This is a genomic window from Brucella sp. GW823-FHT04E01, from assembly GCF_058796175.1.
Map to the genome: position 1 here is coordinate 165657 of NZ_JBXAIK010000003.1, position 25827 is coordinate 191483.

A 25827-nucleotide genomic window follows, 5' to 3' on the forward strand; every position below is an offset into this window, starting at 1 on the left:
CGTCAGTTCCCCTCGAAAACGGGCTTCTGCTTGGCTGCGAAAGCCTCAAAGGCGCGGCGGAAATCCTGCGTCGCCATGCAAATGGCCTGCGCCTGTGCTTCCGATTCCACCAGCTCTTCAATGCCCATTGCCCATTCCTGATTGAGCATGGTTTTGGTCATGCTATGCGCGAACCATGGGCCATCGGCGATGTTGCGCGCCAGCGCTTCGGCCTTGCCGATGAGGTCGCCCTGCGGATGCAGCGCGTTGAAAAAGCCCCAGCGCTCGCCTTCGTCAGCGCTCATGAAACGTCCGGTATAAAGCAGTTCCGATGCGCGGCCCTGGCCGATCAGTCGCGGGAGAATGCCGCATGCGCCCATATCGGCGCCAGCAAGGCCGACGCGGGCGAAGAGGAAGGCCGTCTTGGCTTCCGGCGTGGCGATGCGCAAATCCGATGCCATGGCCAGAATGGCGCCAGCGCCTGCGCAAATGCCGTCAACGGCGGCAATGATCTGCTGCGGACATTTGCGCATGGCCTTGACGACATCGCCTGTCATGCGCGTGAAAGCCAGAAGATCTGGCATCGTCATATGGGTCAGCGGTTGGATGATCTCGAAAACATCGCCGCCCGACGAGAAGTTTCCTCCAGCGCCGGTCAGGACGATGGTGCGCACGTCGGAGGCATAGACGAGGTTGCGAAACAGGTCGCGCAGCTCGGCATAGCTTTCAAACGTCAGCGGATTTTTCCGGTCCGGGCGGTTCAGGGTAAGCGTGGCAACGCGACCGTCTTCGCTCGTCTGCCATAGAAAATGCGTCGCCTGATAATCCTTGAAGGGCTTCAGATTGCTCGCCATCGAAACAGTGCCGTCGCTCATCCTGCCATTACCTCCCCACCGGCGATTGCAATCGCCTGTCCAGTTATCGATTGCGCGCCGGGCGATGTGAGCCACAGCACGGTTTCAGCCACTTCTTCCGGCTGTATCAGACGTCCCTGCGGGTTCGCCTTGACGAATTCCGCCAGCACATCGTCCTCCGACCGCCCGGTCTTCGCGACAATAGCGGCAATCGAGCGGGAAATGATCGGCGTATCGGTGAAGCCGGGGCAAACGGCGTTGACGGTCACGCCCTTGCGGGCGAGTTCCAGCGCCAGTGCTCTGGTCAACCCGACGACCCCGTGCTTTGCGGCGCAATAGGCCGAGACATAAGCATAGCCGCTCAGGCCCGCCGTGGAGGCGATATTGATGATGCGCCCGCCTTTGCCGCCCGCCTTGATATCGTCAAGGGTGGCCTGCGTTACATTGAAAACGCCGGTCAGATCGACGTCGAGTACACGGCTCCACATGTCGAGGCTGGTTTTCTCGAAAGGTGCGCTCGGTGCTTCCCCGGCATTGTTGACAAGAATGCTGACCGGCCCGAAAGCGGCGCGCGCGCTGTCCAGCCCGGTTGCAATGGCTTCGCGGTTGGTCACATCGAAACCATCGGCAATGAAGCATCGCTGCCAGTCCAGAAGGGCGGCGGTTGCTTCCAGCGGTTCGCGGCGGCGACCCGCCAGGGTCACATTGGCCCCGGCGCGCGCAAGACCGACGGCGATGGCGGCGCCGATGCCGCTACCGGCGCCGGTGACCAGCGCATGCTTGCCGGAAAGGGCAAGACCAACAGCGGCATCGTTCATCGCAATCTCCCGTTACTTCGCGCCTTGCGGCGCTGTGGCGGCGCGGGCGAGATTGGCTTCATACTGATACTTGCTGGAGCGATATTGCTTCGGCCACGCGATGGAGTTGATACCGATCTTTGCCGCCTCATGCAGCGCCCATGCCGGATCGGCAAGATGCGGGCGTGCCACAGCACAGAGATCGGCGCGTCCAGCGGCGATGATCGAATTCGCATGATCGGCTTCCGAAATCGCACCGACGGCGATCGTCGGAATATGGATTTCGTTGCGGATCTTGTCGGAGAACGGGGTCTGGAACAGACGGCCATAGACCGGCTTTTCTTCCTTCCAGACCTGACCCGACGAACAGTCGATCAGATCGGCGCCTGCGGCCTTGAACATATCCGCGAAGATGGCTGCATCTTCCGGCGTGTTGCCGCCTTCAAACCAGTCGTGGCAGGAAAGACGAACCGAGATCGGCTTGTCCTGCGGCCAGACTTCGCGGACTGCGTGGAAGACTTCCAGCGGATAACGTGCGCGGTTTTCATAACTGCCGCCATATTCGTCCTCGCGCCGGTTGGTGAGCGGCGACAGGAAGCTCGACAGAAGATAGCCATGGGCACAGTGCAGTTCGAGCCAATCGACGCCAGCTTCCGCAGCGCGTTTGGTGGCGGCGACGAAATCCGCTTTCACCCGATCCATGTCGGCGCGGTCCATCGCCTTCGGCGTCTGGCTGTGCTTGAGGTAGGGGAGGGCGGAGGCGGACAGCAGCGGCCACGCGCCGTCGTCCAATGGCTGATCAATGCCTTCCCATGCAAGCTTGGTCGCGCCTTTACGTCCGGCATGGCCGATCTGCATGGCAACCTTGGCATTGCTGTTGCCGTGCACGAAATCGACAACGCGCTTCCAGCCTTCGGCCTGTGCATCGTTCCAGATACCGAGACAGCCGGGCGTAATCCGCGCATCAGGCGACACGCAGGTCATTTCGGCAAAGACCAGTCCCGCGCCGCCCATGGCGCGGCTGCCCAGATGCACCATATGGAAATCATCGATCAGGCCATCGGTCGCGGAATACATCGCCATCGGCGACACGACGATGCGGTTTGGCAGCGTCACGCCGCGCAGCGTATAGGGCGTGAACATTGGCGGCAGGCAACGCTCGTCTTCCGTCACGTTCAGCCCCTGCTTGCGGGCAAACCAGCGCTCATAGCCTTCCAGCCAGTTCTTGTCGCGCAGGCGCAGATTTTCGTGGCTGATGCGCTGCGAGCGCGTGAGCATGGAATACATGAACTGTTCCGGCTCCAGCGTGTCGGCATAACGCTGGCCTACGACCTCGAACCATTCCATGGCATTGCGTGCAGCGTTTTGAATGCGTGCGACATCGACCCGGCGGATCTCCTCATAGGCGTGCAGCACTTCAGGAATGCCTTCCTTGCCGTGACCGAGCTTCTGGAACTGGTTGGCCAGTTCAATCGCGTCGTCGATGGCGAGTTTTGTGCCCGATCCGATGGCGAAATGCGCGGTATGGGCTGCGTCACCCATCAGCACCACATGGGAGTTGCCGTTGAAGTGGCTCCACTTTCCGCAAATCAGACGGTTGAAGTTCAACCAGGCCGAGCCGCGCATATGGCGCGCATTGGTCATCAGCGGCACGCCTTCCAGCGTTTCCGCAAACAGCTTTTCGCAGAAATCGATGGATGCTGTCTGGTCCATCTGGTCCAGGCCATGCGCCAGATAGGCTTCCTCGGTGGTTTCGATGATGAAGGTCGAGGTTTTGTCGTCGAACTTGTAGATATGCGCCTGGAACCAGCCGTGATCGGTCTTGCGGAAGTCGAAGGTAAAGGCGTCGAACAGTTTTTCCGTGCCGAGCCAGATATAGCGATTGGGCCGCACGATCAGATCAGGCTCGAACACATCCTCATAGCGATTGCGAATGCGGGAGTTCAGACCGTCCGAAGCGATGATGAGATCGGCGTCCGGGAAATCGAGATCGCTTTCCACGTCGGTTTCAAATTGCAGCTTCACGCCCAGCGCTTCGCAGCGCAGCTGAAGAATGTTGAGCAGGCGCTTGCGCCCGATGCCGACAAAGCCGTGACCGCTGGTGCGCTGGCGCGTGCCCTTGAACAGCACCTCGATATCGTCCCAGTGATTGAAGGCGTCCTGAATTTCGGCCGCACTTTCCGGGTCCCAGACCTTCATGGATTCCATGGTCGCGTCGGAAAACACCACGCCCCAGCCGAACGTGTCATAGGGGCGGTTCCGCTCCACGACCGTAATGTCATGTTCCGGATGAAGTTTTTTCATCAGAAGGCCGAAATAAAGGCCGGCCGGACCTCCTCCAATACACACGATACGCATGTTGAGTTCCCTTTCCGATATGCTGCCGAACGGCGCCGGTTAATTATTTTAAGTTTAAAATATAATTGGCGACTTCGACGCGTCAAGTGAAAAAATCGCCATCTTTTTCATATCGCCTACGACACAGGGGAAATGGCTGTGAACTAAAATATGCAAATGCAATAATTATAATCACACCAAAAACCGCTATTGACACAGTTTAGAATTGGAAAATATGCTGATGCAAATGAATTGATATTCCGGCAAACGGAAAAGGGGAACTATCATGGCGGAGCGGTCATTCGCCCGCGAGGTCGAGGATCTGAAACTCGGCTCAGGCGAAATTTTCAGTGGTGAAGGCATTCTCGCCATCACCAAGGCGCTGTTGCAGTCGGGCGTGTCCTATGTCGGCGGCTATCAGGGATCGCCGATTTCGCATCTGATGGATGTTCTCGCGGATGCGAAGGACGTTATGGAAGACTTGGGCGTCCATTTCGAATCGTCCGCATCGGAAGCCGCAGCCGCAGCCATGCTTTCCGCCTCCGTGATGTATCCGGTGCGCGGTGCGGTGACGTGGAAATCGACGGCTGGCACCAATGTCGCCTCCGACGCCCTGTCCAACCTTGCCTCTGGCGGTGTGACCGGCGGCGCGCTGGTCATCATCGGCGAGGATTATGGCGAAGGCTCCTCCATCATGCAGGAGCGCAGCCATGCCTATGCGATGAAATCGCAAATGTGGCTTTTGACGCCGCGGCCCAACCTGCCTTCGATTGTGGAAGCCGTTGAAAAAGGCTTTGAACTGTCGGAAGCCTCCAACACGCCGGTCATGTTGCAGGTCGGCATTCGCAGCTGCCACGTGCATGGTCAGTTTGTGGCGAAGGATAACAAGCGGCCTGCCCACACGCTGGCCGAAGCACTGGAAAATCCGAAGCGCGACGTCAACCGCATCGTCCTGCCGCCTGCATCTTTCCTGCATGAGAAGGAAAAGCTCGAAAAGCGCTGGCCCGCAGCCGTCGAGTTCGTCAAAGCCAATCGTCTCAACGAATATTTCGGCCCGAAAGAGGGCGATGTCGGCATCATCCTGCAAGGCGGGCTTTACAACAGCGCCATGCGCGCCTTGCAGCAAATGGGGCTGGCCGATGTTTACGGCGAAAGCCGGGTTCCGCTCTATGTGATGAATGTCGCCTATCCGATGATAGACGACGAGGTCATCGACTTCGTTGCCGGCAAAAAAGCCGTGGTGATGCTGGAGGAGGGCGCGCCTGAATATATCGAGCAGGCGCTGCATACGCTGCTGCGCCGCCGCGATATACAGACAAAACTGTCCGGCAAGGACGTGCTGCCGCTCGGCGGCGAATATACGACGCCCGTGCTGCTCAAAGGCCTGACGGCATTCTTCGATGCGCATGCGCCGCAATTGCTCGGCAACCGTCCGCCTCTGCCTGATCCGTCGCCGGTTCTGGCCGATGAGCGCGTCAAGGCGCTGGCCGAAGTGGTGCCGCCGCGCCCCGCAGGTTTCTGCACCGGTTGCCCGGAACGCCCGATCTTCGCCGCCATGAAGCTGGTGGAAAAGGAGCTCGGCGAGCATCACGTGTCAGCCGATATCGGCTGCCACCTCTTTTCCATTCTGCCGCCGTTCAATCTCGGCGGCACGACCATGGGGTACGGCCTTGGTCCGGCCTCGGCCTCCGCTTTCAACGTGCCTGCGGGCAAACGCTCCATTTCCGTGATGGGTGATGGCGGTTTCTGGCACAACGGTCTTGCCACTTCGGTCGGCAATGCCGTCTTCAACAAGCAGGACGGCGTCATCCTCGTGGTCGACAATTACTATTCGTCGGCGACGGGCGGTCAGGACGTGATGTCCTCCAGAGCGATCAATCCGCGCCGCAAGACCAACAATTCCATCGTCGATGCGGTCAAGGGAATTGGTGCGGGCTGGGTCCGCCAGATCGACCACACCTATGACGTTGCAAAGATGCGCGACACGCTGAAGGAAGCGCTGACGACGGAAGAAAAAGGCCCAAAGATCATCGTGGCGTCGTCGGAATGCATGCTCAACAAGCAGCGCCGCGTGAAGCCGCAATTCGCCAAGGCCGTCAAGGACGGCAAGCGGATGGTCAAGCAGCGTTTCGGTGTCGATGAGGATGTGTGTACCGGTGATCACGCCTGCATCCGTCTGTCGGGTTGTCCGTCGCTTTCGGTGAAGCACACCGACGATCCGCTGAAGGACGATCCGGTCGCGGCCATCGACAATTCCTGCGTCGGTTGCGGCAATTGCGGTGAGGTTTCGGAAGCGGCGGTTCTGTGCCCGTCCTTCTATCGCGCCGATGTCATCCACAACCCGACGGGTTGGGACAAGTTCGCGCATCGTCTGCGCTCCGGCGTCATCGGCTGGCTGCAAAAGCGCCGCCGCGCGTCGCGCATTGTCTTTGCGGATTGAGGAACAGGCCATGTCTACATTGAATGCATCGCCGTCCACCCCTCTTTCGCAGGACAAGCCGCTATCGATTGCTATTCTCGCCATGGGCGGTCAGGGCGGCGGCGTTCTGGCCGACTGGGTTGTGGCGCTGGCGGAAACCAATGGCTGGGTCGCGCAGACCACATCCGTGCCCGGCGTGGCGCAGAGAACCGGCGCGACGATCTATTATCTCGAACTGTTGCGGGCCCGCGAAGGGGCGCATCCGATCCTGTCGCTGATGCCCACGCCCGGCGACGTCGATATCGTCATCGCGGCTGAATTGATGGAAGCGGGGCGCTCGGTGCTGCGCGGCCTCGTGACGCCCGACAAGACATTGCTCATCACCTCCACCCATCGCTCCTTCGCGGTGGGCGAAAAGGAAAAGCCGGGCGACGGCACCGGTAATCCGGTGGTGGTTGAGGACGCGACGGCCTTTGCAGCGCGCAAGACCATTGCCTTTGACATGGAAGCGCTGGCGACAAAAAGCGGCAGCGTGGTATCTTCGGCTTTGTTCGGCGCGCTTGCGGCTGCCGGCGCTTTGCCTTTCGACAAGGCCGCCTTCGAAGCGACCATCAAGTCTGGCGGCAAGGGCATCGAGGCAAGCCTCAGGGCTTTTGAAGCTGCCTATCAGCGCGCGCTTGGCGGCGCGAATGACAAGCTTGCGGCAACGCCCGCAAAGCGGCTCGACCCTTTGCCTGAACGGTCCGATCATCCGGCACTTGACGGGCTTATCAAGCGCATTCGCAGCGAATTCCCGGGTGAATGTCATCCGATGTTTTTTGCGGGCATCAAGAAACTGACCGAGTTTCAGGACCCGGCCTATGCGGATGAATATCTGACCCGTTGCGCTGCCTTGCTCAAGGCGGATCGCGATAATGGCGGCACGGCGCATGGCTTTGCCTTCACCGAACAGGCGGCAAAATATGTCGCTATCGCCATGGCCTATGACGATGTGGTCCGGGTGGCCGAAATCAAGGTGCGGGGCTCGCGGTTTGAGCGGGTGCGTAAGGAAATCGGCCTCAAGAAAGACCAGATTGCCTATACGACCGAATATATGCATCCGCGCATGGAAGAAGTGTGCGGCACTTTGCCGAAAGGCATCGGCGCCTGGATCGAAAATCGACCAAAACTCTTTACCTGGCTCGACAAGCGCATCAGCAAGGGTCGCCGGGTGAATACGGGAACATTGTTCTGGTTCACCGGGCTTTATGTCGTTTCGGGGCTGCGGCGTTTTCGACGCGGCAGCCTGCGCCATCAGCGCGAGGTTGAACATCGCGAAGCCTGGCTGGCGCAGGCGCTTATCGCTTTGCCGCAGAACTATGATCTCGCAGTTGAAGTTCTAGCCTGCCGCCGTCTGGTCAAGGGCTACTCCGACACGCATTCGCGTGGCCTGTCGAAATTCGACCGCGTTCTGTCCGCCTTGCCTGTTCTGACCGAGCGGGACGACGGCGCGGCCTGGTTGCGGCGCCTGCGGCAGGCAGCCTTGCTGGACGAACAGGGTATCGCGCTTGATGGCGCGCTGAAAACAATCGCGACGCTCTGAGAGAAGCGCGCCGCTATTTCAAAGAAAAAAGGGGAAGGACTATGTCTCAAGCGCAGAGCATAGATGCGCCGGCTGTTGCCGGAAAGGAAATATCGGCAGGCAAAAGCCTGCTCGTCGTCGGCCTGTGCTGGCTTGCCATTTTTGCGGAAGGCTATGATGTCGGCGTCATCGGGGCCATTCTGCCCGCCTTGTCGGTCGATCCGGTCTGGCAACTGACGCCGATAGAGCTTGGCGCCATCGGCAGCTATACGGTGATAGGCATGCTGATCGGCGGCATTCTTGCGGGCACGCTGAGCGAGCTTCATGGGCGCAAACCGCTATTCGTCGCCTGTATCACCCTGTTTTCGCTGTGCATGATCGTCAGCGCCATGGCGCCGTCGCCTTTCATCTTCGGATTGAGCCGGTTTATTTCGGGCATCGGGCTTGGCGGGATTATTCCGGTCGCAGCCGCGCTGACGGTGGAATATTCCCCGATCAAGAAGAAGAGCTTCAACTACGGTCTCATGTATTCGGGTTATTCAATGGGATTGCTTGCCGCCGCCTTGTGCGGTCGTGGCTTTCTGGAAGCCCATGGCTGGCGCACCATTGTGCTGATCGGCGCAATCCCGCTGCTGTTTGTTCCGATCTTCCTCGCATTCCTGCCGGAAAGCGTGGAATCGCTGGTCCAGCGCGGCAAGCATGATGCAGCACGCAAGACGGCAGCGCGCATGGGCGTCGGCGTTCCGGCGGCAATTGTCCGCAAGCATGGCAAGGTTGGCTGGCGCACCGTTTTCAGCGAAATCTTCTCCCCGAAAAAGGCGTTCGAAACCGCCTGTTTCTGGATCGCACTCTTCATGGGGCTGCTCTTGGTCTATGGTCTCGCGCAATGGCTGCCGCAGATCATGCGCAAGAATGGCTATGATCTTGGCAACAGCCTGCTGTTCCTTGCTGTCTTCAGCCTCAGCTCGGCGATTGGCGGTATTGTATTGGGCACATGGGCGGATCGCTTTGGCGTGCGCCGCACGGTTGCCTGCTCCTATGCGCTGGGCGCGCTTGGCATTGTGGCGCTCGCCTTCAAGGGCTCGCTGATGATGAACTATGTGTTTGTCGCGATTGCCGGTTTTGGCACCGTGTCCGCGTCGCTGGTTCTCACGGGCTTTCTTGCCCAGCGGCTCGATTCCTCGATCCGTTCTGCCGGAACCGGCTGGGCGCTGAGCTTCTCGCGCATTGGCGCGCTGTCGGGTCCGCTTCTGGGCGGATTGATCGCAAGCCTCAATGTCGGCCCGCAGTGGAACTTCTATATCTTTGCCATCGTCGCCGCTTTGGCCGCTGTGGCAACCGCGCTGATTCCGTCACGCTCGACGGACTAAGCCACGAAAAGGCCGATCCGCACTTGAGAGCGGATCGGCCTATTATTCAGCATACTATCAAAGTTCGTTCTTACGGATATTGCGCAGCATTTTCTGCAAGGTGCCGACAAAGGCGCGATGCTCGTCTTCATCAATGCCTTCAAACAATTGCAACAGCAGATCATACATGACCGGCCATGCTTCGTTAAAAATGTTGCGGCCTTCTTCGGTCATCGAAATATCGCGAATGCGCATGTCTTCTGCACGCGCCTGACGGCGGATGTAACCCTGCTCTTCAAGGGAATCGAGCGTGCGGCTCATCGTCGATTGTTCGGTCACGGTAAAGACCGCAAGCTCGTTGATCGTGGCCGAAGGCGTGACACTCAAGACGGCCAGCGTTCGCAATTTGACTGTCGTGATCTGGCGGCCTTTCAGCGCTTCCGCGAGATTCGCATTATAGCGCGCCATCAGGCGGTTCATCAGGTAGGGCGCAAAACTGTTCAAGCCGATCTCGCCCAGCGAACGCGCGGGGTTCTCCTCCTGATGTTCGGAAGCCAGAACCGTACCTGAGAAGCGTTCCTCCATGAATTCCCTCACTTTAGATCATGGTTACAATAGTCATGCGCCCGATGCAGTGAGGCATCAGGCGCAACAAGGCGCTCTCATCGGTGTTAATATCGGTTGTGGAAAGATGCCAGAGAAAAAGGCGGATGCGATCTTGCAATCGCATTCGCTGCTGTTTCTGGATCAGGGGCGGGAGGCCTCACCCGAGATGCCGTTGCCGCTGGTGGCAATGGCAACCTTGTCGTCGTTGAGGCTGAAACTCTCGCGGGTGACTACAAGAACGATAGCCAGAATGATCGCTTCCATGATCGCGAAGGTCAGGAAGGCGCTGACAAAGGACCCGCCCGAAACCTTGATGACCACGCCCATGACCCAGGGCGAAATGAACGTCGCAAGGATGGCGAAGATTTCGGCATAACCAACCGCTGCTGTTGCCAGCTCTTCTGGGTATTTTTCACTGAGAAAGGCGAAGATTGCACCGCCGCCGAAAAGTGCCATGCCGCTCAGGAGCGCCATCAGGATGAGCCAGCCGAAGCCAAGCGGTATGGCCATGCCGACCGTGAACATTGCAGCGACGAGGACGGCAAGCACGGTTCCGAACTTGATCATCCCTGTTTTGTTCAGGCGGTCGGCGGCGTAACCGCCGATGACGAGAAACACGACCTGCGACAGTCCCATCAAGGTGCCGATCAGTGCTGCGTCTTCCACCGGCATCTGATGCACGGCAATATATCCGGGAATGACCCAGGTGGCGGTTCCGGCAATGGCCATCGTGCAGGCCGAAATGCCGAGGCTGCCGACGATAATCCATTTCGAGCGGAAGATGCTGGCCAGAGACGCCGTGGAGGTTTGCTGCTTTTCCGGCTCCCAGCGGAAATCCTTATAGCCGATATGAGCCGGATTGTTGCGGGTGAAGAGCAGCACAGCCGCCGCCGTCACCAGCGTTCCGATGGCAAGAATAGCAAAGAAGGTGCGCCAGCCATAGGTGATGGAAAGCGGAATGCCAATCGCAAAGTCCAGCGTGATTGCAAGACTATAGGCCGCGAGGATCAAGCCGATCATGCTGCCGCGCCGCTTCTGCGGGAACCAGCCGATAATGAGTTTCATATTGCCGAGGAAGATCGCCGCGTCGAAGAAACCGATAAACAGGCGCAGTGCAATCAGCTGGGCATAGTTCTGTACATAGACTTGCGCCACCATGCCGACAGCGGTGCAGAACAGACCGATCAGCAGCAGCGACCGGGCATTCATGCGGCGGCTCAATTGTGACCAGACAATCATGCCGAGACCATAGGTCAGTGCGAAAATCCCCTGTGCCAGACCGGCCTGCGCGGAATCAAGCTGGAGCGTTTCCGAAATGAACGGTATCACTGCCGCAAAGGCGTACCAGTCAGCGGCGAGAAACATTTCGCATAAAAGCGCCAGCGCCAGCATGCCCCATTGCCAGCGCTTTATTCTGGATTGATCGAAGTCCGATAGGCTTTCCCATTGCATGGCTGGTTCCCCTTATTTTTACCTGCAAAGTTATGATGCTTCCTCGCGGGAGCGTGCGGTGCCAAATGCTTGAAAACGGACCTCAGACCGTGGACAGGAAATCGCGCACAAGTGTCGCCGCAGCTGGCGCCTCTTCAAACAGCAAATGTCCGGTCGCGCCGAGTTTTTCCAGCCGTGCTTCATCGATCCCGCGCTGCCATTCTTCGGCATATTGCGCGGGGATGACCCTGTCTTCCTCGCCCCAGAGGATCAGGGTCGGCATGTGAAGCCGGTGCAGCCAGTGTCCAAGCTTCGGATTGCCGCGTCCGTCAGTTGCGTGGACCAGCGCCAGCGCACCCATTTCGCGTCCCAGTGCTTCATCGAACCGGCTGTCGGGCGCAGTTGGGAAATAGCGGAGTGCAACTGACGGATCATGCGTGAGATGGGCTGGGATATCGGCAGGCGCGACCTGAAACAGATCGGGAAGAGGGATTGCCGGAAGGTCAAGTCCGGCGGGCGCTGCCAGAAACAGCGCGGCGAGCCTGTCCGGCTGCCTGATCGCGAATTCTGCGGCAATCCAGCCGCCAAGCGAAAAGCCGCCAAGGCTGAATTGATCCAGCGCGAGTGCATCGAAGAAATCCATGTAATGGAGTACATAGTCGCCAATCTGCACGATATCGGTATCATCGTCGCTTTCACCGAAATTCGGATGAAACGGGATGATGAGCCGGTTTCGCGAAGCAATGTCGGCCAGGCTGTCGAAGCCGGGAAATGTCCCGGTTCCATGCAGAAAGACCACATCCTTACCTTCACCCTTCACAAGATAGGTGAGGGTTTTGCCTCGGATTTCGACCGTGCGTTTTTCAAAACTGCTCGAGTAATTCAACATCTTTCCACCTTATGCCGCTGGCTTGGTGTGACTGGACCAATTGCTTTCTCATCTGGTCGACGGCGCTGTCGATCCGCGCTTCCAGAGCCGGAGGCAGAAGGCCGTCCGGTTCCAGTTCCGCCGAACAGGCATAGATGCCCGTTGCGACGGTTCCCGCTTCGAAAAAGCCGAAGAGCGGACGCAGATGATGCTCGACGACCAGCGCATGACGATGCCCGCCGCCCACTGCGCACAGCACGGTCGGGCGACCGCGCAGCGCGAGCGGGTGGACGAGATCGAACACGTGTTTGAAAAGACCGGGATAGCTTCCCTGATAAACAGGGCAACCGACGATCAAAGCATCGCAATGTTCAATCTCTGAAATGAGGCTTTCTGATTGCCGGTCCAGCGCCTTGCGATTGACGGTAAACAGGTTCGGCCCGGCATGCGACAGGTCCAGATGCGTGACCGACACATCGTCTTCCGCTTCCAGCCTTGCGGCAATCGCCTGGGTTAGCCGGTGAACTTTCGTCGGGCGGTCACACCCGACGAAGCTGACAATATTTCGCGCCATGGCCGGTCTCAGTTTTCGCTGATGCCGAAAACGGTCCATCGCGCATCGGGGCCGGGCAGGCCAAGTAGCCCCTTGCCGCATTCCTCGACGATCTGGTCGGCGAGCAAAATATGCTGGGTGCCGGAATGGATATCGCGATAGAAGCGCTGCATGGCCGTGTTGTGCAGCGAGGCTCCACGAGCCGCACGATGCGCGAATGTCGCCACATCCGAAACGATGTCGTGCATATAGCGCAGCGAGAGCTTCACCATCGTCATCTGGTCGAGGGACGGGACGCCGCCGGATGCGGTGGTCTGCGAGACGTCTTCCCATGTTTCCATGGCCAGCGCCCGTGCGGCCCGGTAACGGGCTTCGGCATTGGCAAACTGGAACCGCAGGCTGGCGCTGTCTGCACTTTTGCCGAATGGATCCTGTCGCTGGCGGATCACCTTGGCAAGTTCGTCGAGTATCCGGCGACCGACGCCGATGGCCCAGCTTGTATGGGTGAGGGCGCTGTAGCCCGCCAGCCCGAGATGGCCCTGTGTCTGACCGCGCTTCGGTGCGGACTGCGTGAAACTATAGGTCATTGAATCCGGCACGAAGAGGTCTTCATCGGTTGCCAGCGTGTAGTCGAAGCTGCCCGTGGCGCGCAGGCCCAGCACATCCCAGTTGCCAAGCAGCTGGATCGTCGAGCGCGGGTGATGTGCGACGATGATCTGCGGTGCGCCGGTTTCGTCTTTAAGAAGTGCCTTTCCGCTCGGGTCCTTGGGATCGAGAAGGAAGCAGCCGGAATGAATCCATTCCGCGTGGAAGATGGAGCTTCCATAAGCCCAGTTGCCGCGGATCATGTAGCCGCCATCGACCTTGCGGGCAAAGCCGCGCGGCACGCCATTGCCTGCAATAGTGATGTCGACGCCGTCCTTGAAGACATTCGCAATCCCCTCGTCGTCGAGGTAGATCGCCATGGTGGTACCTTCCATATTGTTGACCATCGTGCACCAGCCCGATGATGCGTGGGCATAGGAAAGCGCGGACATTAATCTCATGGCATCGATTGGGCGCAGTTCGGCCCCGCCGACTTCCTTGGGAAACAGCATTGTGTAGAAGCCACCCTTGCGCATGGCGTCCACGACGTCGTCATGCATCCGTCCGAGTGTCTCTGCCTCTTCCGCCTTTTCTTCAATCAAGGGTAGAATCGCTTGAAGGCGGTCATTGAAGCCCTGAAGGACTGCGGAATAGTTGTCGGCTGTGTGAGTCCGGTGCACGCTGGTATCCAAGTTAGTTCCCCTTGATTTAGTGGTTATAAGCAGGAATGATACGGATAAGAGTGGGAACGGACATTCCCCCCAGATGGGGGGCTTGGGAACTCGGGAGAGAGAATGCCCAGGCAAATATTATCGACAGACGAGCGGATATCTGCAGCGCTTTCCGTTGCGGAGAGTCGTAATTATGACGATTTTACAATAGCTTGTGATTATTTTGTCGCGAATGTTCTGCGAGTGCGTTCGCTTGGAATTTATTTGCTGGAGAATAATCGACCGCGCCTTTTTCACAGCATCAACACGCCCACCGGCTTTCTTCTTGAATACCAGAATGGGCTTGCGGATTCGGATCCGATGATTGCGGCAGTGGTGCAGAATGCCGGCGCGGTTGCGGGCTCGCGATTGCCCCAGAATGCGGCGGGGAATGTGCCGCTGATGCGAACGCTGCTCTATCGATGGAACTACAACGATAACTTGTGCTGTCCGGTTTATGTCGGCGACAACATACAGGCGCTGATCTATGCCGCCGGTTTCGAGATGCACGCAACACAGCTCGAAGAACAGGTTTCGCTGCTGTGCCGTTCGTCGGCGCTTGCCTTGCGCAACATTCAGGAAGCGCGTCCGGCGAAGACGCCCAGCGCCAATCTGACCAACCTGTCGCCGCGCCTATCGACGGTCGCCCGGTTGCTTGCAGCTGGCAATACCAACAAGCAGATTGCCCGACATCTGGAGCTTTCACCCCATACGGTGAAGGATTATGTCGACGATCTGATCAAGCGTTTCGGTGTTCGCAACAGAACCGAAGTGGCCGTCCTGATCAACCGCATGAGCGGTGGGAGGAAAGCCGAGCCGGCCGGATTTGTCCTGTCGGGACAGGAACGGCGCGGCCTTCCCATAGAGCATTTCTGAAAACGCTTTCCGCGTTACTAAGGGCAGAGGAATTTAACGGCGCGGCTTTCGGGATCGCACAGCGTGTCGATGACATTGCAATGATGCGTGCCATCGATTTCCCAAGCGCTGGTTTCTATTCCCAACCCGTACCAGATGTTTTCCAGCAGCGCATTTTGTCGCCGGAACTCCATCAGCTCATCGCCGCCGACGCAGCAATGAACGGCAATATCTGTACGCGGGCGCTGGAGTGCCGCGCTCTCCGCGACAGCTTCGGCCTCGTCCATAGAGAAAATATCGTTCATCGCGGTTTTGAGAAGCGGGCGTAAATCGTGCAGCCCGCTGATAGAAAGAACACGCTTGATCCGTTCCGCCGTTGCGACGGCAATGGGCGCATTTTCGCACGCCATGCGGCTGACCAGATGCCCTCCGGCGGAATGGCCGGTCAAGGCGATATCGCCGTCCACTTCCTGCGCCAGATGGTCGATAAAGCGGCCAATTTCCCGTGTGATACCGGAAATGCGTGCTTCGGGGCACAGCGTATAGCTTGGCATGGCAACGCGATATCCGCGCGCAAGCGCGCCTTGCGCCAGATGTGACCAGAAGCTTTTGTCCAGCCCCTTCCAATAGCCGCCATGGACATAAACAAGTGTGCCCTTGGCCGTGCCTTCCGGCAGGAAGAGGTCATAATGGTTCCGCGCGCCGTCGGCATAGGCGATGTCAGGGATCAAGCGACCCTGATCGCGCATTTTCTCGCGAAAGCCGGATGCCAGTTTCGTCCAGCGCGGCGGATAGGTGGCGGAATCGCTGATGGCCTTCATATTGTCGTAAGCGGTATCGTAGTCGTGCAGCACAGAAGTCTCCTGCGTATTTCATGCTTGAAGCCGCACGTCAGGCGCGGGCTTCGGTTGCCGCCTGCGCGCGCAGGGCGGATCGCTGCAATTTTCCGGATTCTGTTTTGGGCAGGCTTGAAACCCAGCATATGAGGCGTGGATATTTATAAGGCGCGAGTTCGCTTTTGACGTGACTTTGCAGTGCTTCCTGCAAGTTCGTGTCGCCATTATATCCTTCGTTCAGCACGACATAGGCTTTGACGATGCAGCCCCGTTCGTCATCGGGCGCCGCCACCACGCCACATTCCGCCACGGCTGGATGCGCGAGCAGGCTGGCTTCGACCTCCGGTCCGGCGATGTTGTATCCGGCAGAAACGATCATGTCGTCATTGCGGGCCTGATACCAGAAATAGCCGTCCGCATCCATGATATAGGTATCGCCGGTGATGTTCCAGCCGTTCTCGACATATTTGGTCTGGCGCGCGTCGGCCAGATATTTGCAGCCGAGCGGCCCGCGAACGGCAAGTCGTCCGGGGGTGCCGGGCGCGCATTCCTGCCCGTTGTCATCGATGACACGCGCTTCATAACCGGGGATGGGTTTACCAGTCGCTCCGGGTCTGATGTCGTCTTCCGGCGCAGAGATGAAGATATGCAGCATTTCCGTCGCGCCGATGCCGTCGGCCAGCGAAAGCCCGGTCGCACGCTTCCACGCTTCGAAAGTAGGGAGCGGCAGCGCTTCACCAGCTGAAACACATTTGCGCAGGGACGAAAGATCATACTGATCGATCTTCGAAAGCATGGCTCGGTAAGCGGTCGGCGCTGTGAAACAGACAGTTGGTTTATATTCCCCGATAGCGAGCGCGAGGTCATGCGGGGCGGTTTTTGCCGGTAGCACTGTGGAAGCGCCGATCCTGAAGGGAAACAGGACCAGTCCGCCAAGCCCGAATGTAAAGGCCAGCGGCGGTGAGCCGATGAAAATGTCATCTTCGGTCGCGTTCAATATATGATGTGCATAGCAATCACAGACGATCAGCAGGTCGCGGTGGAAATGGATCGTCGCTTTCGGCAAGCCGGTGGTGCCGGATGTGAAGCCGAGCAGGCACGGATCATCCCCGCGTGTCGCGACCGCCTCGAAATCGCTGGAGGCACCGGCCAGCAATGCCCCAAGCTCTCCGCCTGCATTGCCCTCCCAGGTCACCAGAGTTTTAATGAAATCGGTCTGTGCCACGGCATTCTGCATCTCGCCGATCAGCGCGTGATCGCAAAAGGCAATGCTGATTTCGGCCTTGTCGATGATCTGGACCAGTTCACGGGCGCGCAGGAGTGGCATGGTCGCGACCACAACGCCGCCCGCTTTGATGATCGCCATATAGAGCGCAATCTTGGTCGGGTTATTGCCCGAGCGGATCATCACGCGATTGCCTGTTTTCATGCCGAGCTTGTCGGTCAGCACATTGGCGATCTTGTTGATCATTGCGGCGAGATCGCTATAGGTCCAGCGCACGCCAGGCGCCTGCAATGCAATGCGGTCGCCTTTGCCGTTTGCAAGATGTGCATCCACCAGTTCGGTGGTGGCATTGAGCTGTTCCGGGTAGCCGAGTGCGTCGAGGTTGATGATATCCGGTAGAAATTCCGCAGCCGGGAGATTATCCAGAACGAATGTGTCCACATGAGCGCTGGGGTGCATGCTCGTCTCCTGTCAATGCCAGTTTGCGTTCGACTGCTGGGTCAAACGTGCAAGTAACGTTCCTTGATGTCCGGGGTGTTCAAAAGGGCGGCGTTGTCACCGCTCCACACCACACGGCCCTTTTCGATGACCACATGACGGTCTGCGAAGCGCGCCAGCGCATCGACATTCTTGTCGATGACGAGGATCGCTTCGCCCTCGTCCTTGATGTTGCGCAGGCAGGACCAGATCTCTTCGCGCATGAGCGGCGACAGGCCTTCCGTAGCCTCGTCCAGCACGACCATTTTCGGATTGGTCATCAATGCGCGACCAACCGCCAGCATCTGCTGCTCACCGCCGGAAAGCTGGTTGCCCATGTTGCGCCGCCGCTCCTTCAGGCGTGGGAACATCCGATAGATGCTTTCCAGCGTCCATTTGGACGAGCGCGCATCCGAACGCCGGGTGGCCAGCAGGTTCTCTTCGACGCTCAGCGTCGGAAATATCTGCCGCCCTTCCGGGACCAGACCGAGCCCCTCGCGGGCAATCGCATAGGGCGGCTTGCCGGTAACGTCATGGCCATTGACGAACACCTTGCCGCCCTTGGGCGGCAGCAAGCCGAAGATCGACTTGATGGTCGTCGTTTTCCCCATGCCGTTTCTGCCGAGGATCGTGACGACTTCTCCCGCACTGACTTCAAAGTCGATGCCGAAGAGAATGCGAGACTGGCCATAGGCGTTCTGGAGTCCTTCGACCTTCAGCATCACGCGGCCTCCTCTTCGCCGAGATAGGCGGCGCGCACATCCGGGTCGGAGCGCACGGCGGCGGGTGTTCCCGATGCGATCACGCGCCCGTAGACGAGGACGCTCACCTGATCCGCCAGCGAGAAAACGGCATCCATGTCATGCTCGATCAGAACCAGCGTATGCGTCTGACGTAATGCGCGCATCAGTTCGACCAGCACCACGGATTCCTCGTGGCTGGTGCCAGCCAGTGGTTCATCGAGCAACAGCATCTGCGCTTCGGTGGCGAGCGCGATGGCAATCTCAAGCTGGCGCTTTTCGCCGTGCGACAGCGCTCCGGCCCGGCGATGGGCGCGGTCGTCCAGCCGGACGCGAGCAAGCGCAGTCATGGCTTGCTCGTTGATATCGGCTTCCTTGTTTGCCGCCTGAAAAAAGCGGAAGCTCGAACCTGATCGTGCCTGAACGGCAAGTGCAACATTGTCCAGCACGCTGAAACCTTCAAGAACCGAGGTGATCTGAAACGAACGTGCAAGGCCGAGATGGACACGATTGGGCATAGGCAGACCGGAAATGTCACGGCCATCGAAGATGACCGAACCGCGGTCGCTTTTGAGATTTCCCGAAAGCTGGTGGATCAATGTCGTCTTTCCGGCGCCATTGGGGCCGATCAGCGCGTGAATTTCGCCGCGTTTGACGGTGAGATTGACCCCATCCGTGACCTTGAGCGCGCCGAAGCTTTTATGCAGGTCATGAACCTGAAGCAGTTCATCCGACATCGGAACCTCCACGCAGCTTGCGGAGCAGCCCGCCGATACCGTCGCGACTGAAAAGCACGACGAGAACAAGGAAAAGACCAAGGCCGAGTTTCCAGTGCTCGGAGAAATGCGCCAGCACCTCTTCCAGCACGATGAAGGCGGTTGCGCCGAGGACCGGGCCGATCAGCGTGCCCATTCCACCCAGCACGACCATGACGATCAGTTCGCCAGAACGCTGCCAGCTCATGAAGGCAGGCGAAACGAACTGGATCTGGTTGGCGAGCAGAACACCGGCAATGGCCGCTGCCACACCGGCAATCACATAGGCGGTGAGCTGAAACGAGAAGGGCGAGAAACCGATGGCGCGCATACGCACCGGATTGTCCCGCGTTCCACGCAGCACACGACCGAACCGTGAATGCACCAGCATGCGGAAGATGAAAAATGCGCCCATCAGAACCGCCAGCACGAAGTAGAACAGCACCAGATTGCTGGAAAGCAGCGTATTGCCGAACAGCGTTGAGCGGGTGGACAGCGTCATTCCATCGTCGCCGCCAAAGGCTGACAGGGAAACCATGAAGAAGAAGGCCATCTGCCCGAAGGCCAGCGTGATCATGATGAAATAGACGCCGCTGGTTCTCAGCGAGATATAGCCGGTGACGAGGGCGAAGAACGCTGCAACAACGATGGCCGCAACCAGCTGGAGGATCAGATCGTCGATGCCATAGCTGGACAGGATGCCGACTGCATAGGCGCCGATCCCGATATAGGCAGCATGGCCGAAGGAAACGAGCGCGCCGTAACCCATGATGAAATTGAGCGAAAGCGCGGCCAGCGCGAAGATCATGATGCGTGTCACGATCACGAGAAGAAAGCTGTCGTTCAATACGGATGCGAGAAGCGGAACGATTGCAAAGGCGGCGAAGACCAGCCACGGGCCCGCATCCAGCAAAGGCGAGGTTCGGCTCTTTGCCGTTTCCGGCATGGCGGTATCGCGGGTGCTGTTATGGGTAATCTCGCTCATCGGGTTCCTCCCTGCGCCGGGAAGAGACCTGTCGGACGGAAATAGAGCACAGCTGCCATCAGAATATAGGTGAGCATCGGCACCAGCGTGCGGCCCATCTGGGAGGCAGCGGCCGGATCGAGCAGATTGCGGAGCAGCATCGGTCCGAAGGTGCGGCCAAGCGTATCGACGAGGCCAACGGTGATGGCCGCAACGAAAGCACCGCGCACGGAGCCGACGCCGCCGATCACGATGACGACGAATGTGAGGATCAGGATGGAATCGCCCATGCCTGGATCAACGGAGAGAATGGGGGAGATCATGCCACCGGCAAAGCCTGCAAGCATCGCGCCAAGTCCGAAGACCACCATGAACAGGCGGCGTATATTGATGCCCAGAGCCGAGACCATGTCGCCATTGGTCGCTCCGGCACGCAGCAACATGCCGATGCGCGTGTGATTGACGAGGACATAAAGACCCGCCGCCGTGGCGAGGCCAGCAGCGATGATCAGCAGGCGATAGACGGGATAGCGCAGGTTGCCAAAGAGCTGGATGGAACCGGATAGGGAATCCGGCATCGGCACGCTGAGCGGAGCCGCGCCCCAGATGATCTTCACGAGTTCGTTCACTATCAGGATCAACCCGAATGTAGCCAGAACCTGATCGAGATGGCTGCGTTCGTATAATCGTCGAAAGACCAGTACTTCCAGCACAATGCCGATGACAAGGGTGACGGGCAGGGCGATCAGGATGCCGTAAAAGAAGCTGCCTGTCATGGCAGTGAAAGTCGCAGTCAGATAGGCGCCGACCATATAAAGAACGCCATGCGCCAGGTTGATGAGGTCCATGACGCCGAAGATCAGTGTCAAACCGGCTGCGACGAGAAAGAGCAAAATGCCAAACTGAATCCCGTTAAGGGACTGCAGCAGAAAAAGATTGAGCATGGGGGACGTCCGGAACTCGTTGTACTGAAGTCCGTTTCACGCCAGACAAACTGGCGTGAACTGTTTCAGACTTGGAAATTGAGAGGACTGGGCTCATCGGAGCACCCGCCTTCCACCGGGTTACATCTTGCATTCAGCTGCGTAATTATCCTTGTAATCGTTGAAGACCGTTTCAACGTAGGACGTGGCGAACTGGCCGTCGTCACGCTTGACGACTTTGGTCAGGTAGAAATTCTGGATCGGAAAGTGGTTGTCGCCAAAGCTGAATTCACCGCGCGGCGAGGTGAATTTCGCGTCTTTCATGGCGGCCCGCAAGGCATCCTTGTCGGCAATATTGCCGTTGACCTGCTTGACGGCCGCATCGATCAGCATGGCGGCGTCATAAGCCTGCACTGCAAAAGTCGCCGGAATGCGCTTGAATTTGGCTTCATAGGCGGCGGCAAATTCCTTGGCTGGTGCGGAATCAAGATCCGGCGCCCAGTTCGAACCGGCGAAGAAGCCAACTGCCGCATCCTGCTGCGCGGGCAGGGTGGTCTCATCCACGGTGAATGCCGAGAGGAACGGAGTGCCTTCAAGACCGGCCTGACGATACTGTTTGACGAAATTTACGCCCATGCCGCCGGGCAGGAAGGCGTAGACGGCGTCAGGCTGTTCGGCTGCGATCTGGGCGAGTTCTGCCGAATAGTCGAGCTGGCCAAGCGGCACATAGATTTCCTGCGCGACTTCGTTCTTGTAGGAGTGCTTGAAACCGGCCAGAGCGTCCTTGCCAGCCTGATAATTCGGGGCGATCAGCACGACGCGCTGGTAGTTCTGCTTTTCGGCATATTTGCCGGAAACTTCATGCATCTGGTCGTTCTGATAGGAGGTGACGAACAGATTGGGGTTGCAATCCTTACCGGCCAGATTGGACGTGCCTGCATTGGTCGAGATCAGAAACGTGCCGGAATCGGTCGCCGGCTTGACGATAGCGTTCAGGACATTGGAGAAGATGGGGCCTACGACAAAATCCACTTTGTCGCGCTGGATCATCTGCTGGACCTTGTTGACGCCGATATCCGGCTTCTGCTCATCGTCCTGAATGATGATTTCAGCATCGAGGCCGCCGAGCTTGTTGCCCAGCTTGTCCATGGCAAGCAGAAAACCGTCGCGGGATTGTTCGCCCAGCAAGGCCGCTGGCCCGCTCAGCGTATAGATCAAACCGATCTTGATCTTGCCTTCTTCGGCCTGCGCGGTTCCGTTCAACATGGTTGCGGCGAGCAGCGCGAAGGCCGCTTTCGTCGAAATTTTCATTGTTCCACCTCGATTGCAGCGTTCTGCTTTGTCTTATTTTTCTTTCGCATTATCCGGCGCAAAACCGCTTCACACTTTTGCTGGAAATGCCCTGATACCCGGCAGATGTACTCCCATACTTCTGCCGGGCGGATGCATTATTCTGCTGGAGCGGGCAAAAATTCAACCTCGTGTGCCGGTGCAATGCGAACTATTTCGGCAGGATCACCGACATTGTCGATGCGAACGAACAGATCCCAAAGTTTTGCGGTCGGCGAAACCCAGAAAACGCACTTCACTGGCTGCTCGGTCTTGTTGAAAATACCGTGCGACACGTTGCGTGGTAGGCAGACGAGATCGCCAGCTTCGGCAACGGCTTCCTTGCCGTCGAGAAGCAGGTCGAAGCGTCCTTCCAGCACGTAGATGAATTCTTCCTGCGTGGTGTGGATATGTGGCGGAACGAAAGTGCCGGGAGGGAAGGTTGCGTGCCAGGACATGGAGCTTTCGCAGACATGCTTGGGCACATAGGTCTGACCGAGAATATGCCAGACAACACCGTCCACGGAGGAACCGGATTTGGTCACGCCAGCTTGAAGAACAGTCACTCGAATTCCCTTTCATTAGAGCGCACCCCGAAAAGTGTGAAACGGTTTTCGGAAAAGATGCGCGTTAAAAATTATTCCGACGCAGGTTTCAGGCAGAGGCCCGAGACACTCCCCGATTGACTTGCTGTGTTGAAAAGCCAGCCTTTGCGGCATAGCCGCGAACAATGGCTTCGCGCTCGGCAAAGCTGATGACGCCGTCCAGATCGGCAACACCGGATGGAGCGCGGCGTTCAACCTCATCGATGACGCCTTCCGGGCCGCCCAGCCGGTTGAGCCGGACGATTTCCGCCGTCGCGGGCAGCCGGATTGCCTGATAGGCCGCCAGCGCCGCGCGACCGTGCTCCGCAGCGGCAAGATGGTCGGCAAGCGTGCGTGCGTCGATGATCGCCTGGCTCGCGCCGTTCGACCCCACCGGATACATCGGATGGGCGGCGTCGCCGATCAGCGCCACGCGGCCATCCGTCCACCAGCGGGCGGGGTCGCGGTCGCACATCGGATATTCGAAGAATGTATCGGTTGCGCGCACCAAAGCGGCAAGGTCCACGACATTGATGCCAAATTTTTCGACATGGGGCATCAGTTCTTCATGCGTGCCGCGACGGCTCCAGTCCTCGCGCTTCGGCGCAGGCGATCCGTCGGCGCCGGGACGATAGGTGACGACCCAGTTGTTGAGAATCTTGCCGGGCGTGGTGCCCTTGGCTATCGGGTAAAGCACCAGCTTATACGTAAAGCCGCCAGCGACGATCATGGTGCGACCGTCAAGGAACGGATCGCTTTCAACAGCGCCGCGCCACATCATGACGCCGTTCCATTTGAGACCGGCTTCGTTCGGGAACATCTGATGTCGAATGACGGAATGAATACCGTCCGCGCCGATAATGATGTCGGCAGTTGCCGAGGTAATTTTTGAACCTTCGGCAAAATGAACCGTGGCAGAACCCTCGTTCTGGGTGTAGCCCACGCAGCGCTGGTTCGCGATGACGGCATCCGGTCCAAGCCGTTCGATGACGGCATTATAAAGCAGTTTCTGCAAATAGCCGCGATGGATTGAGAACTGAGGCACATCATAGCCTGCATCGATGCCGCGGGGCTCGCGCCAGATTTCCTGGCCCTGCCGTGTAGCGTAAATCAGCTCTCGGGTGCGGATGCCGGTGGCGTCCAGCGCGGGCAGAAGGCCGATTTCAGCCAGTTCGCGGATGGCGTGCGGAAGGACATTGATACCAACGCCCAGTTCACGGACTTCCGGTGCTGCTTCGAAAATCTGGCAGTCAATGCCTCGTGCGTGCAGCATCAATGCCATCGTGAGGCCACCGATGCCCCCTCCGACGATAATCGCTTTCATTCGCGGTTCCCTTTTTCGTGGCTGCTCTTTGGCGCCTGGGACCAACGATAAAAGCGGGAACAATGCTGTCTATCACCAAAACGCCATTCCTAACAGGAAACCGCCAGAAACGCGCTTTCGTGCAAAATTTTCGTGGCGCTTGCGCTCTCGCTCCAGCGTGATACTTTAATCTTAAAATAAAATGCTCTCTAAATGAGATACGGGGAATATCGTGATGCCGACTACGAGCTATATGCACAGGCTTTCGCCGTCCATCGATTCGTTCCAGGACACCATGTCGGGTCTCCTCAGGCCTTGCCGCATCTCGAAAAAATCCAGCCGGACCTACCGGACGGAAGTTTCACATGGGCGCATGCGTCCCTTCGGCCTGACTGCGATCCGCATTGGCGGCCATGCCCGCATCGAAGTCGAAGCGCATAACGACATGACTTTGTTGCAGGTTCCGTTGCAGGGTATCTTTGTCTCGCGCGACCGGCGCGGTGACGAGCTGTTGTATCAGTCCGGCATGAATGCGCAGCTGGTCGACGCGCATTCGGCGATTGATCTCGAATTTCACCCTTCCACGCGCATGCTGATCTTCAGCCTGAACGATACCCAGATCGATATTCTGGGGGGCAAGGAATTCATCGAGCAGTTTACCCATAACAAGCGCGTCGTATCCTTCGATACTCTGGTGGGGCATGCCTTCTATCAGCTGGCGCATTTCGTCATAAACGAGATCGAGAAGGATAAGGAAGCATTCTTCCATGGCGGTCTGTCGGAGCGGCTCGAAGACAGCCTGATGGCATCGCTTGCGGCGGCGCTCGACACGCAGCCGCGCGCAAGGCCGCTGACGAGTGCGGTTCCGAGCTATGTCCAGCGTGCTGAAAAATTCATGCTCGACAATCTCGACAAGCAGCTGACCTTGCAGGAGCTTGTCGATGCAACGGGCACCAGCGCACGTACCTTGCACCGCACATTTCGCAGTGTCCGGGGCAACACGCCGCTCGGCGTGTTCAAGAACATGCGGCTGGACAAGGTGCATGCAGAGCTTGTCCGCGGCCATGCCGGGCCGGGGGATATCACGCGTATCGCCATGGCCTGGGCTTTCAATCATATGGGCTTGTTTTCAGCGGATTACCGACAGCGCTTCGGCTATCTCCCATCGGAAACCGTGCGCCGCGCGCAATGATCCTTCGGTAGAAACGCTTCGGGCGGCACCCCGTATATTGAATTTCCGGCTGGACTGTGGTGCTGCACGCCGCCAACCTCAGGCGTGCCTGTGCCGGGAGCAAAGCCCCGGGGCCTGCTCGGCGAGCATATGTTCTTGCAAATCAGAAACACTATCACTGCCGACCGTATAGACGGTAGGACGGCCGGTCGGTTACCTTGGCTCTTGAGATTTGAACCGGAGATGAAGCCTTCATGATCAAGGGTATAGCGCTGCTATTGTTGTTTCAGCTGCTTGGCGAAAGCTTTATCTTCATGAGCGGGCTTCCTATACCGGGCCCCGTTGTGGGGCTCGTGCTTCTGTTCGTTGCCATGCAACTGTGCAAGATATTCGACTGGGGTATCTTTGCCGAAGCAGAAACGGCGGCCGATGGTTTTCTTGGTAATCTCGGCCTGCTTTTTGTCCCGGCGGGGGTCGGAGTGGTGGCTATGTGGAGCCAGATTCAGGGGCAGGCCACGGCAATTCTGGCTATCGTGGTGATCTCGGCAATTCTCACATTGGCGGTGACGGTCTGGACCTTCATTCTTGTGCAACGCTTCATGGGGCGGAGGTAGCG

Annotated in this window: 23 protein-coding genes; 6 read left to right on the forward strand and 17 right to left on the reverse strand. The window is 58.4% G+C overall.

Annotation, left to right across the window (positions count from 1 at the left end; all coding sequences use genetic code 11):
* Nucleotides 1-2: 2 nt before the first annotated feature.
* Genes AC1RHM_RS11110 through AC1RHM_RS11120 form a run of 3 tightly spaced genes read right to left on the reverse strand, consistent with a single transcriptional unit; the run spans nucleotide 3 to nucleotide 3988 of the window.
* Nucleotides 3-854: an enoyl-CoA hydratase family protein gene (locus AC1RHM_RS11110; RefSeq protein ID WP_010659197.1), complete on the reverse strand. Its 852-nt coding sequence runs from the start codon at nucleotides 852-854 to the stop codon at nucleotides 3-5.
* Nucleotides 851-1651 carry an SDR family NAD(P)-dependent oxidoreductase gene (locus tag AC1RHM_RS11115; RefSeq protein ID WP_010659196.1) on the reverse strand — a complete coding sequence of 267 codons (801 nt, stop codon included), beginning with the start codon at nucleotides 1649-1651 and terminating at the stop codon, nucleotides 851-853. The genes AC1RHM_RS11110 and AC1RHM_RS11115 overlap by 4 nt, the downstream gene beginning before the upstream one ends.
* 12 nt (nucleotides 1652-1663) lie before the next feature.
* Entirely contained in the window at nucleotides 1664-3988 is a 2325-nt protein-coding gene (locus tag AC1RHM_RS11120; RefSeq protein WP_010659195.1) for a bifunctional salicylyl-CoA 5-hydroxylase/oxidoreductase, read from the reverse strand.
* Between the two features lie 265 nt (nucleotides 3989-4253).
* Here AC1RHM_RS11120 and AC1RHM_RS11125 point away from each other — a divergent pair, with 265 nt between their 5' ends.
* From AC1RHM_RS11125 to AC1RHM_RS11135, 3 genes are read left to right on the forward strand one after another with little or no spacing between them, the layout of a single operon-like run.
* A complete protein-coding gene (locus AC1RHM_RS11125) occupies nucleotides 4254-6407 on the forward strand; it encodes a ferredoxin family protein (protein ID WP_010659194.1) in 2154 nt (717 codons plus the stop codon).
* A 10-nt stretch (nucleotides 6408-6417) separates the two neighbouring features.
* Nucleotides 6418-7968, forward strand: a complete 1551-nt coding sequence (locus AC1RHM_RS11130; protein ID WP_010659193.1) for an indolepyruvate oxidoreductase subunit beta family protein — start codon at nucleotides 6418-6420, stop codon at nucleotides 7966-7968.
* Nucleotides 7969-8009: 41 nt separating this feature from the next.
* Nucleotides 8010-9317 (forward strand): MFS transporter, encoded by a 1308-nt coding sequence (locus AC1RHM_RS11135; RefSeq protein WP_010659192.1) that lies wholly within the window; start codon nucleotides 8010-8012, stop codon nucleotides 9315-9317.
* A 57-nt stretch (nucleotides 9318-9374) separates the two neighbouring features.
* Here AC1RHM_RS11135 and AC1RHM_RS11140 read toward each other — a convergent pair whose 3' ends face one another.
* The 5 genes from AC1RHM_RS11140 to AC1RHM_RS11160 all read right to left on the reverse strand — a co-directional run bounded on the left by AC1RHM_RS11140 (nucleotide 9375) and on the right by AC1RHM_RS11160 (nucleotide 14019).
* Nucleotides 9375-9881 (reverse strand): MarR family winged helix-turn-helix transcriptional regulator, encoded by a 507-nt coding sequence (locus AC1RHM_RS11140; protein ID WP_010659191.1) that lies wholly within the window; start codon nucleotides 9879-9881, stop codon nucleotides 9375-9377.
* Nucleotides 9882-10043: 162 nt separating this feature from the next.
* Nucleotides 10044-11354, reverse strand: a complete 1311-nt coding sequence (locus AC1RHM_RS11145) for an MFS transporter (RefSeq protein WP_010659190.1) — start codon at nucleotides 11352-11354, stop codon at nucleotides 10044-10046.
* A gap of 82 nt (nucleotides 11355-11436) precedes the next feature.
* The gene (locus AC1RHM_RS11150; protein WP_029376007.1) at nucleotides 11437-12222 is read right to left on the reverse strand and encodes an alpha/beta fold hydrolase; all 786 of its coding nucleotides are present in this window, start codon (nucleotides 12220-12222) and stop codon (nucleotides 11437-11439) included.
* Nucleotides 12197-12775 carry an NAD(P)H-dependent oxidoreductase gene (locus tag AC1RHM_RS11155; protein ID WP_029926677.1) on the reverse strand — a complete coding sequence of 193 codons (579 nt, stop codon included), beginning with the start codon at nucleotides 12773-12775 and terminating at the stop codon, nucleotides 12197-12199. The genes AC1RHM_RS11150 and AC1RHM_RS11155 overlap by 26 nt, the downstream gene beginning before the upstream one ends.
* Before the next feature lie 8 nt (nucleotides 12776-12783).
* Entirely contained in the window at nucleotides 12784-14019 is a 1236-nt protein-coding gene (locus AC1RHM_RS11160) for an acyl-CoA dehydrogenase family protein (RefSeq protein WP_105529409.1), read from the reverse strand.
* Nucleotides 14020-14274: 255 nt separating this feature from the next.
* On the opposite strand from AC1RHM_RS11160, the gene AC1RHM_RS11165 reads away from it, so the two are divergent.
* Entirely contained in the window at nucleotides 14275-14925 is a 651-nt protein-coding gene (locus AC1RHM_RS11165) for a response regulator transcription factor (protein WP_226622630.1), read from the forward strand.
* A 17-nt stretch (nucleotides 14926-14942) separates the two neighbouring features.
* Here AC1RHM_RS11165 and AC1RHM_RS11170 read toward each other — a convergent pair whose 3' ends face one another.
* The 9 genes from AC1RHM_RS11170 to AC1RHM_RS11210 all read right to left on the reverse strand — a co-directional run bounded on the left by AC1RHM_RS11170 (nucleotide 14943) and on the right by AC1RHM_RS11210 (nucleotide 24061).
* Complete coding sequence (locus AC1RHM_RS11170) at nucleotides 14943-15758, reverse strand: hormone-sensitive lipase (RefSeq protein ID WP_010659185.1); 816 nt, start codon at nucleotides 15756-15758, stop codon at nucleotides 14943-14945.
* A gap of 37 nt (nucleotides 15759-15795) precedes the next feature.
* Nucleotides 15796-17424, reverse strand: coding sequence for a benzoate-CoA ligase family protein (locus AC1RHM_RS11175; RefSeq protein ID WP_010659184.1), 1629 nt, complete (start codon nucleotides 17422-17424; stop codon nucleotides 15796-15798).
* A gap of 41 nt (nucleotides 17425-17465) precedes the next feature.
* Nucleotides 17466-18164 (reverse strand): ABC transporter ATP-binding protein, encoded by a 699-nt coding sequence (locus AC1RHM_RS11180; protein WP_010659183.1) that lies wholly within the window; start codon nucleotides 18162-18164, stop codon nucleotides 17466-17468.
* Nucleotides 18164-18919 (reverse strand): ABC transporter ATP-binding protein, encoded by a 756-nt coding sequence (locus AC1RHM_RS11185; protein ID WP_010659182.1) that lies wholly within the window; start codon nucleotides 18917-18919, stop codon nucleotides 18164-18166. Before AC1RHM_RS11185 ends, AC1RHM_RS11180 begins: the two co-directional genes overlap by 1 nt.
* Nucleotides 18909-19922 carry a branched-chain amino acid ABC transporter permease gene (locus tag AC1RHM_RS11190; RefSeq protein ID WP_010659181.1) on the reverse strand — a complete coding sequence of 338 codons (1014 nt, stop codon included), beginning with the start codon at nucleotides 19920-19922 and terminating at the stop codon, nucleotides 18909-18911. Before AC1RHM_RS11190 ends, AC1RHM_RS11185 begins: the two co-directional genes overlap by 11 nt.
* Nucleotides 19919-20845: a branched-chain amino acid ABC transporter permease gene (locus AC1RHM_RS11195; RefSeq protein ID WP_010659180.1), complete on the reverse strand. Its 927-nt coding sequence runs from the start codon at nucleotides 20843-20845 to the stop codon at nucleotides 19919-19921. The genes AC1RHM_RS11190 and AC1RHM_RS11195 overlap by 4 nt, the downstream gene beginning before the upstream one ends.
* A 120-nt stretch (nucleotides 20846-20965) precedes the next feature.
* Nucleotides 20966-22135 (reverse strand): ABC transporter substrate-binding protein, encoded by a 1170-nt coding sequence (locus AC1RHM_RS11200; RefSeq protein ID WP_010659179.1) that lies wholly within the window; start codon nucleotides 22133-22135, stop codon nucleotides 20966-20968.
* 137 nt (nucleotides 22136-22272) lie between these two features.
* A complete protein-coding gene (locus tag AC1RHM_RS11205; RefSeq protein WP_010659178.1) occupies nucleotides 22273-22719 on the reverse strand; it encodes a cupin domain-containing protein in 447 nt (148 codons plus the stop codon).
* A gap of 88 nt (nucleotides 22720-22807) precedes the next feature.
* Nucleotides 22808-24061: a flavin-dependent oxidoreductase gene (locus AC1RHM_RS11210; RefSeq protein WP_010659177.1), complete on the reverse strand. Its 1254-nt coding sequence runs from the start codon at nucleotides 24059-24061 to the stop codon at nucleotides 22808-22810.
* Between the two features lie 214 nt (nucleotides 24062-24275).
* Between AC1RHM_RS11210 and AC1RHM_RS11215 the strand changes: the two genes are divergently transcribed.
* Nucleotides 24276-25232 (forward strand): AraC family transcriptional regulator, encoded by a 957-nt coding sequence (locus AC1RHM_RS11215; RefSeq protein WP_010659176.1) that lies wholly within the window; start codon nucleotides 24276-24278, stop codon nucleotides 25230-25232.
* Nucleotides 25233-25465: 233 nt separating this feature from the next.
* A complete protein-coding gene (locus AC1RHM_RS11220; RefSeq protein ID WP_010659175.1) occupies nucleotides 25466-25825 on the forward strand; it encodes a CidA/LrgA family protein in 360 nt (119 codons plus the stop codon).
* The last annotated feature ends 2 nt before the right edge of the window (nucleotides 25826-25827 follow it).

Excerpts from the sequence above, each read along its gene's own strand:
- AC1RHM_RS11110 (WP_010659197.1), bottom strand. The coding sequence starts at position 854 with ATGAGCGACGGCACTGTTTCGATGGCGAGCAATCTGAAGCCCTTCAAG.
- AC1RHM_RS11115 (WP_010659196.1), bottom strand. The coding sequence starts at position 1,651 with ATGAACGATGCCGCTGTTGGTCTTGCCCTTTCCGGCAAGCATGCGCTG.
- AC1RHM_RS11120 (WP_010659195.1), bottom strand. The coding sequence starts at position 3,988 with ATGCGTATCGTGTGTATTGGAGGAGGTCCGGCCGGCCTTTATTTCGGC.
- AC1RHM_RS11125 (WP_010659194.1), top strand. The coding sequence starts at position 4,254 with ATGGCGGAGCGGTCATTCGCCCGCGAGGTCGAGGATCTGAAACTCGGC.
- AC1RHM_RS11130 (WP_010659193.1), top strand. The coding sequence starts at position 6,418 with ATGTCTACATTGAATGCATCGCCGTCCACCCCTCTTTCGCAGGACAAG.
- AC1RHM_RS11135 (WP_010659192.1), top strand. The coding sequence starts at position 8,010 with ATGTCTCAAGCGCAGAGCATAGATGCGCCGGCTGTTGCCGGAAAGGAA.
- AC1RHM_RS11140 (WP_010659191.1), bottom strand. The coding sequence starts at position 9,881 with ATGGAGGAACGCTTCTCAGGTACGGTTCTGGCTTCCGAACATCAGGAG.
- AC1RHM_RS11145 (WP_010659190.1), bottom strand. The coding sequence starts at position 11,354 with ATGCAATGGGAAAGCCTATCGGACTTCGATCAATCCAGAATAAAGCGC.
- AC1RHM_RS11150 (WP_029376007.1), bottom strand. The coding sequence starts at position 12,222 with ATGTTGAATTACTCGAGCAGTTTTGAAAAACGCACGGTCGAAATCCGA.
- AC1RHM_RS11155 (WP_029926677.1), bottom strand. The coding sequence starts at position 12,775 with ATGGCGCGAAATATTGTCAGCTTCGTCGGGTGTGACCGCCCGACGAAA.
- AC1RHM_RS11175 (WP_010659184.1), bottom strand. The coding sequence starts at position 17,424 with ATGCACCCCAGCGCTCATGTGGACACATTCGTTCTGGATAATCTCCCG.
- AC1RHM_RS11180 (WP_010659183.1), bottom strand. The coding sequence starts at position 18,164 with ATGCTGAAGGTCGAAGGACTCCAGAACGCCTATGGCCAGTCTCGCATT.
- AC1RHM_RS11185 (WP_010659182.1), bottom strand. The coding sequence starts at position 18,919 with ATGTCGGATGAACTGCTTCAGGTTCATGACCTGCATAAAAGCTTCGGC.
- AC1RHM_RS11190 (WP_010659181.1), bottom strand. The coding sequence starts at position 19,922 with ATGAGCGAGATTACCCATAACAGCACCCGCGATACCGCCATGCCGGAA.
- AC1RHM_RS11195 (WP_010659180.1), bottom strand. The coding sequence starts at position 20,845 with ATGCTCAATCTTTTTCTGCTGCAGTCCCTTAACGGGATTCAGTTTGGC.
- AC1RHM_RS11200 (WP_010659179.1), bottom strand. The coding sequence starts at position 22,135 with ATGAAAATTTCGACGAAAGCGGCCTTCGCGCTGCTCGCCGCAACCATG.
- AC1RHM_RS11210 (WP_010659177.1), bottom strand. The coding sequence starts at position 24,061 with ATGAAAGCGATTATCGTCGGAGGGGGCATCGGTGGCCTCACGATGGCA.
- AC1RHM_RS11215 (WP_010659176.1), top strand. The coding sequence starts at position 24,276 with ATGCCGACTACGAGCTATATGCACAGGCTTTCGCCGTCCATCGATTCG.
- AC1RHM_RS11220 (WP_010659175.1), top strand. The coding sequence starts at position 25,466 with ATGATCAAGGGTATAGCGCTGCTATTGTTGTTTCAGCTGCTTGGCGAA.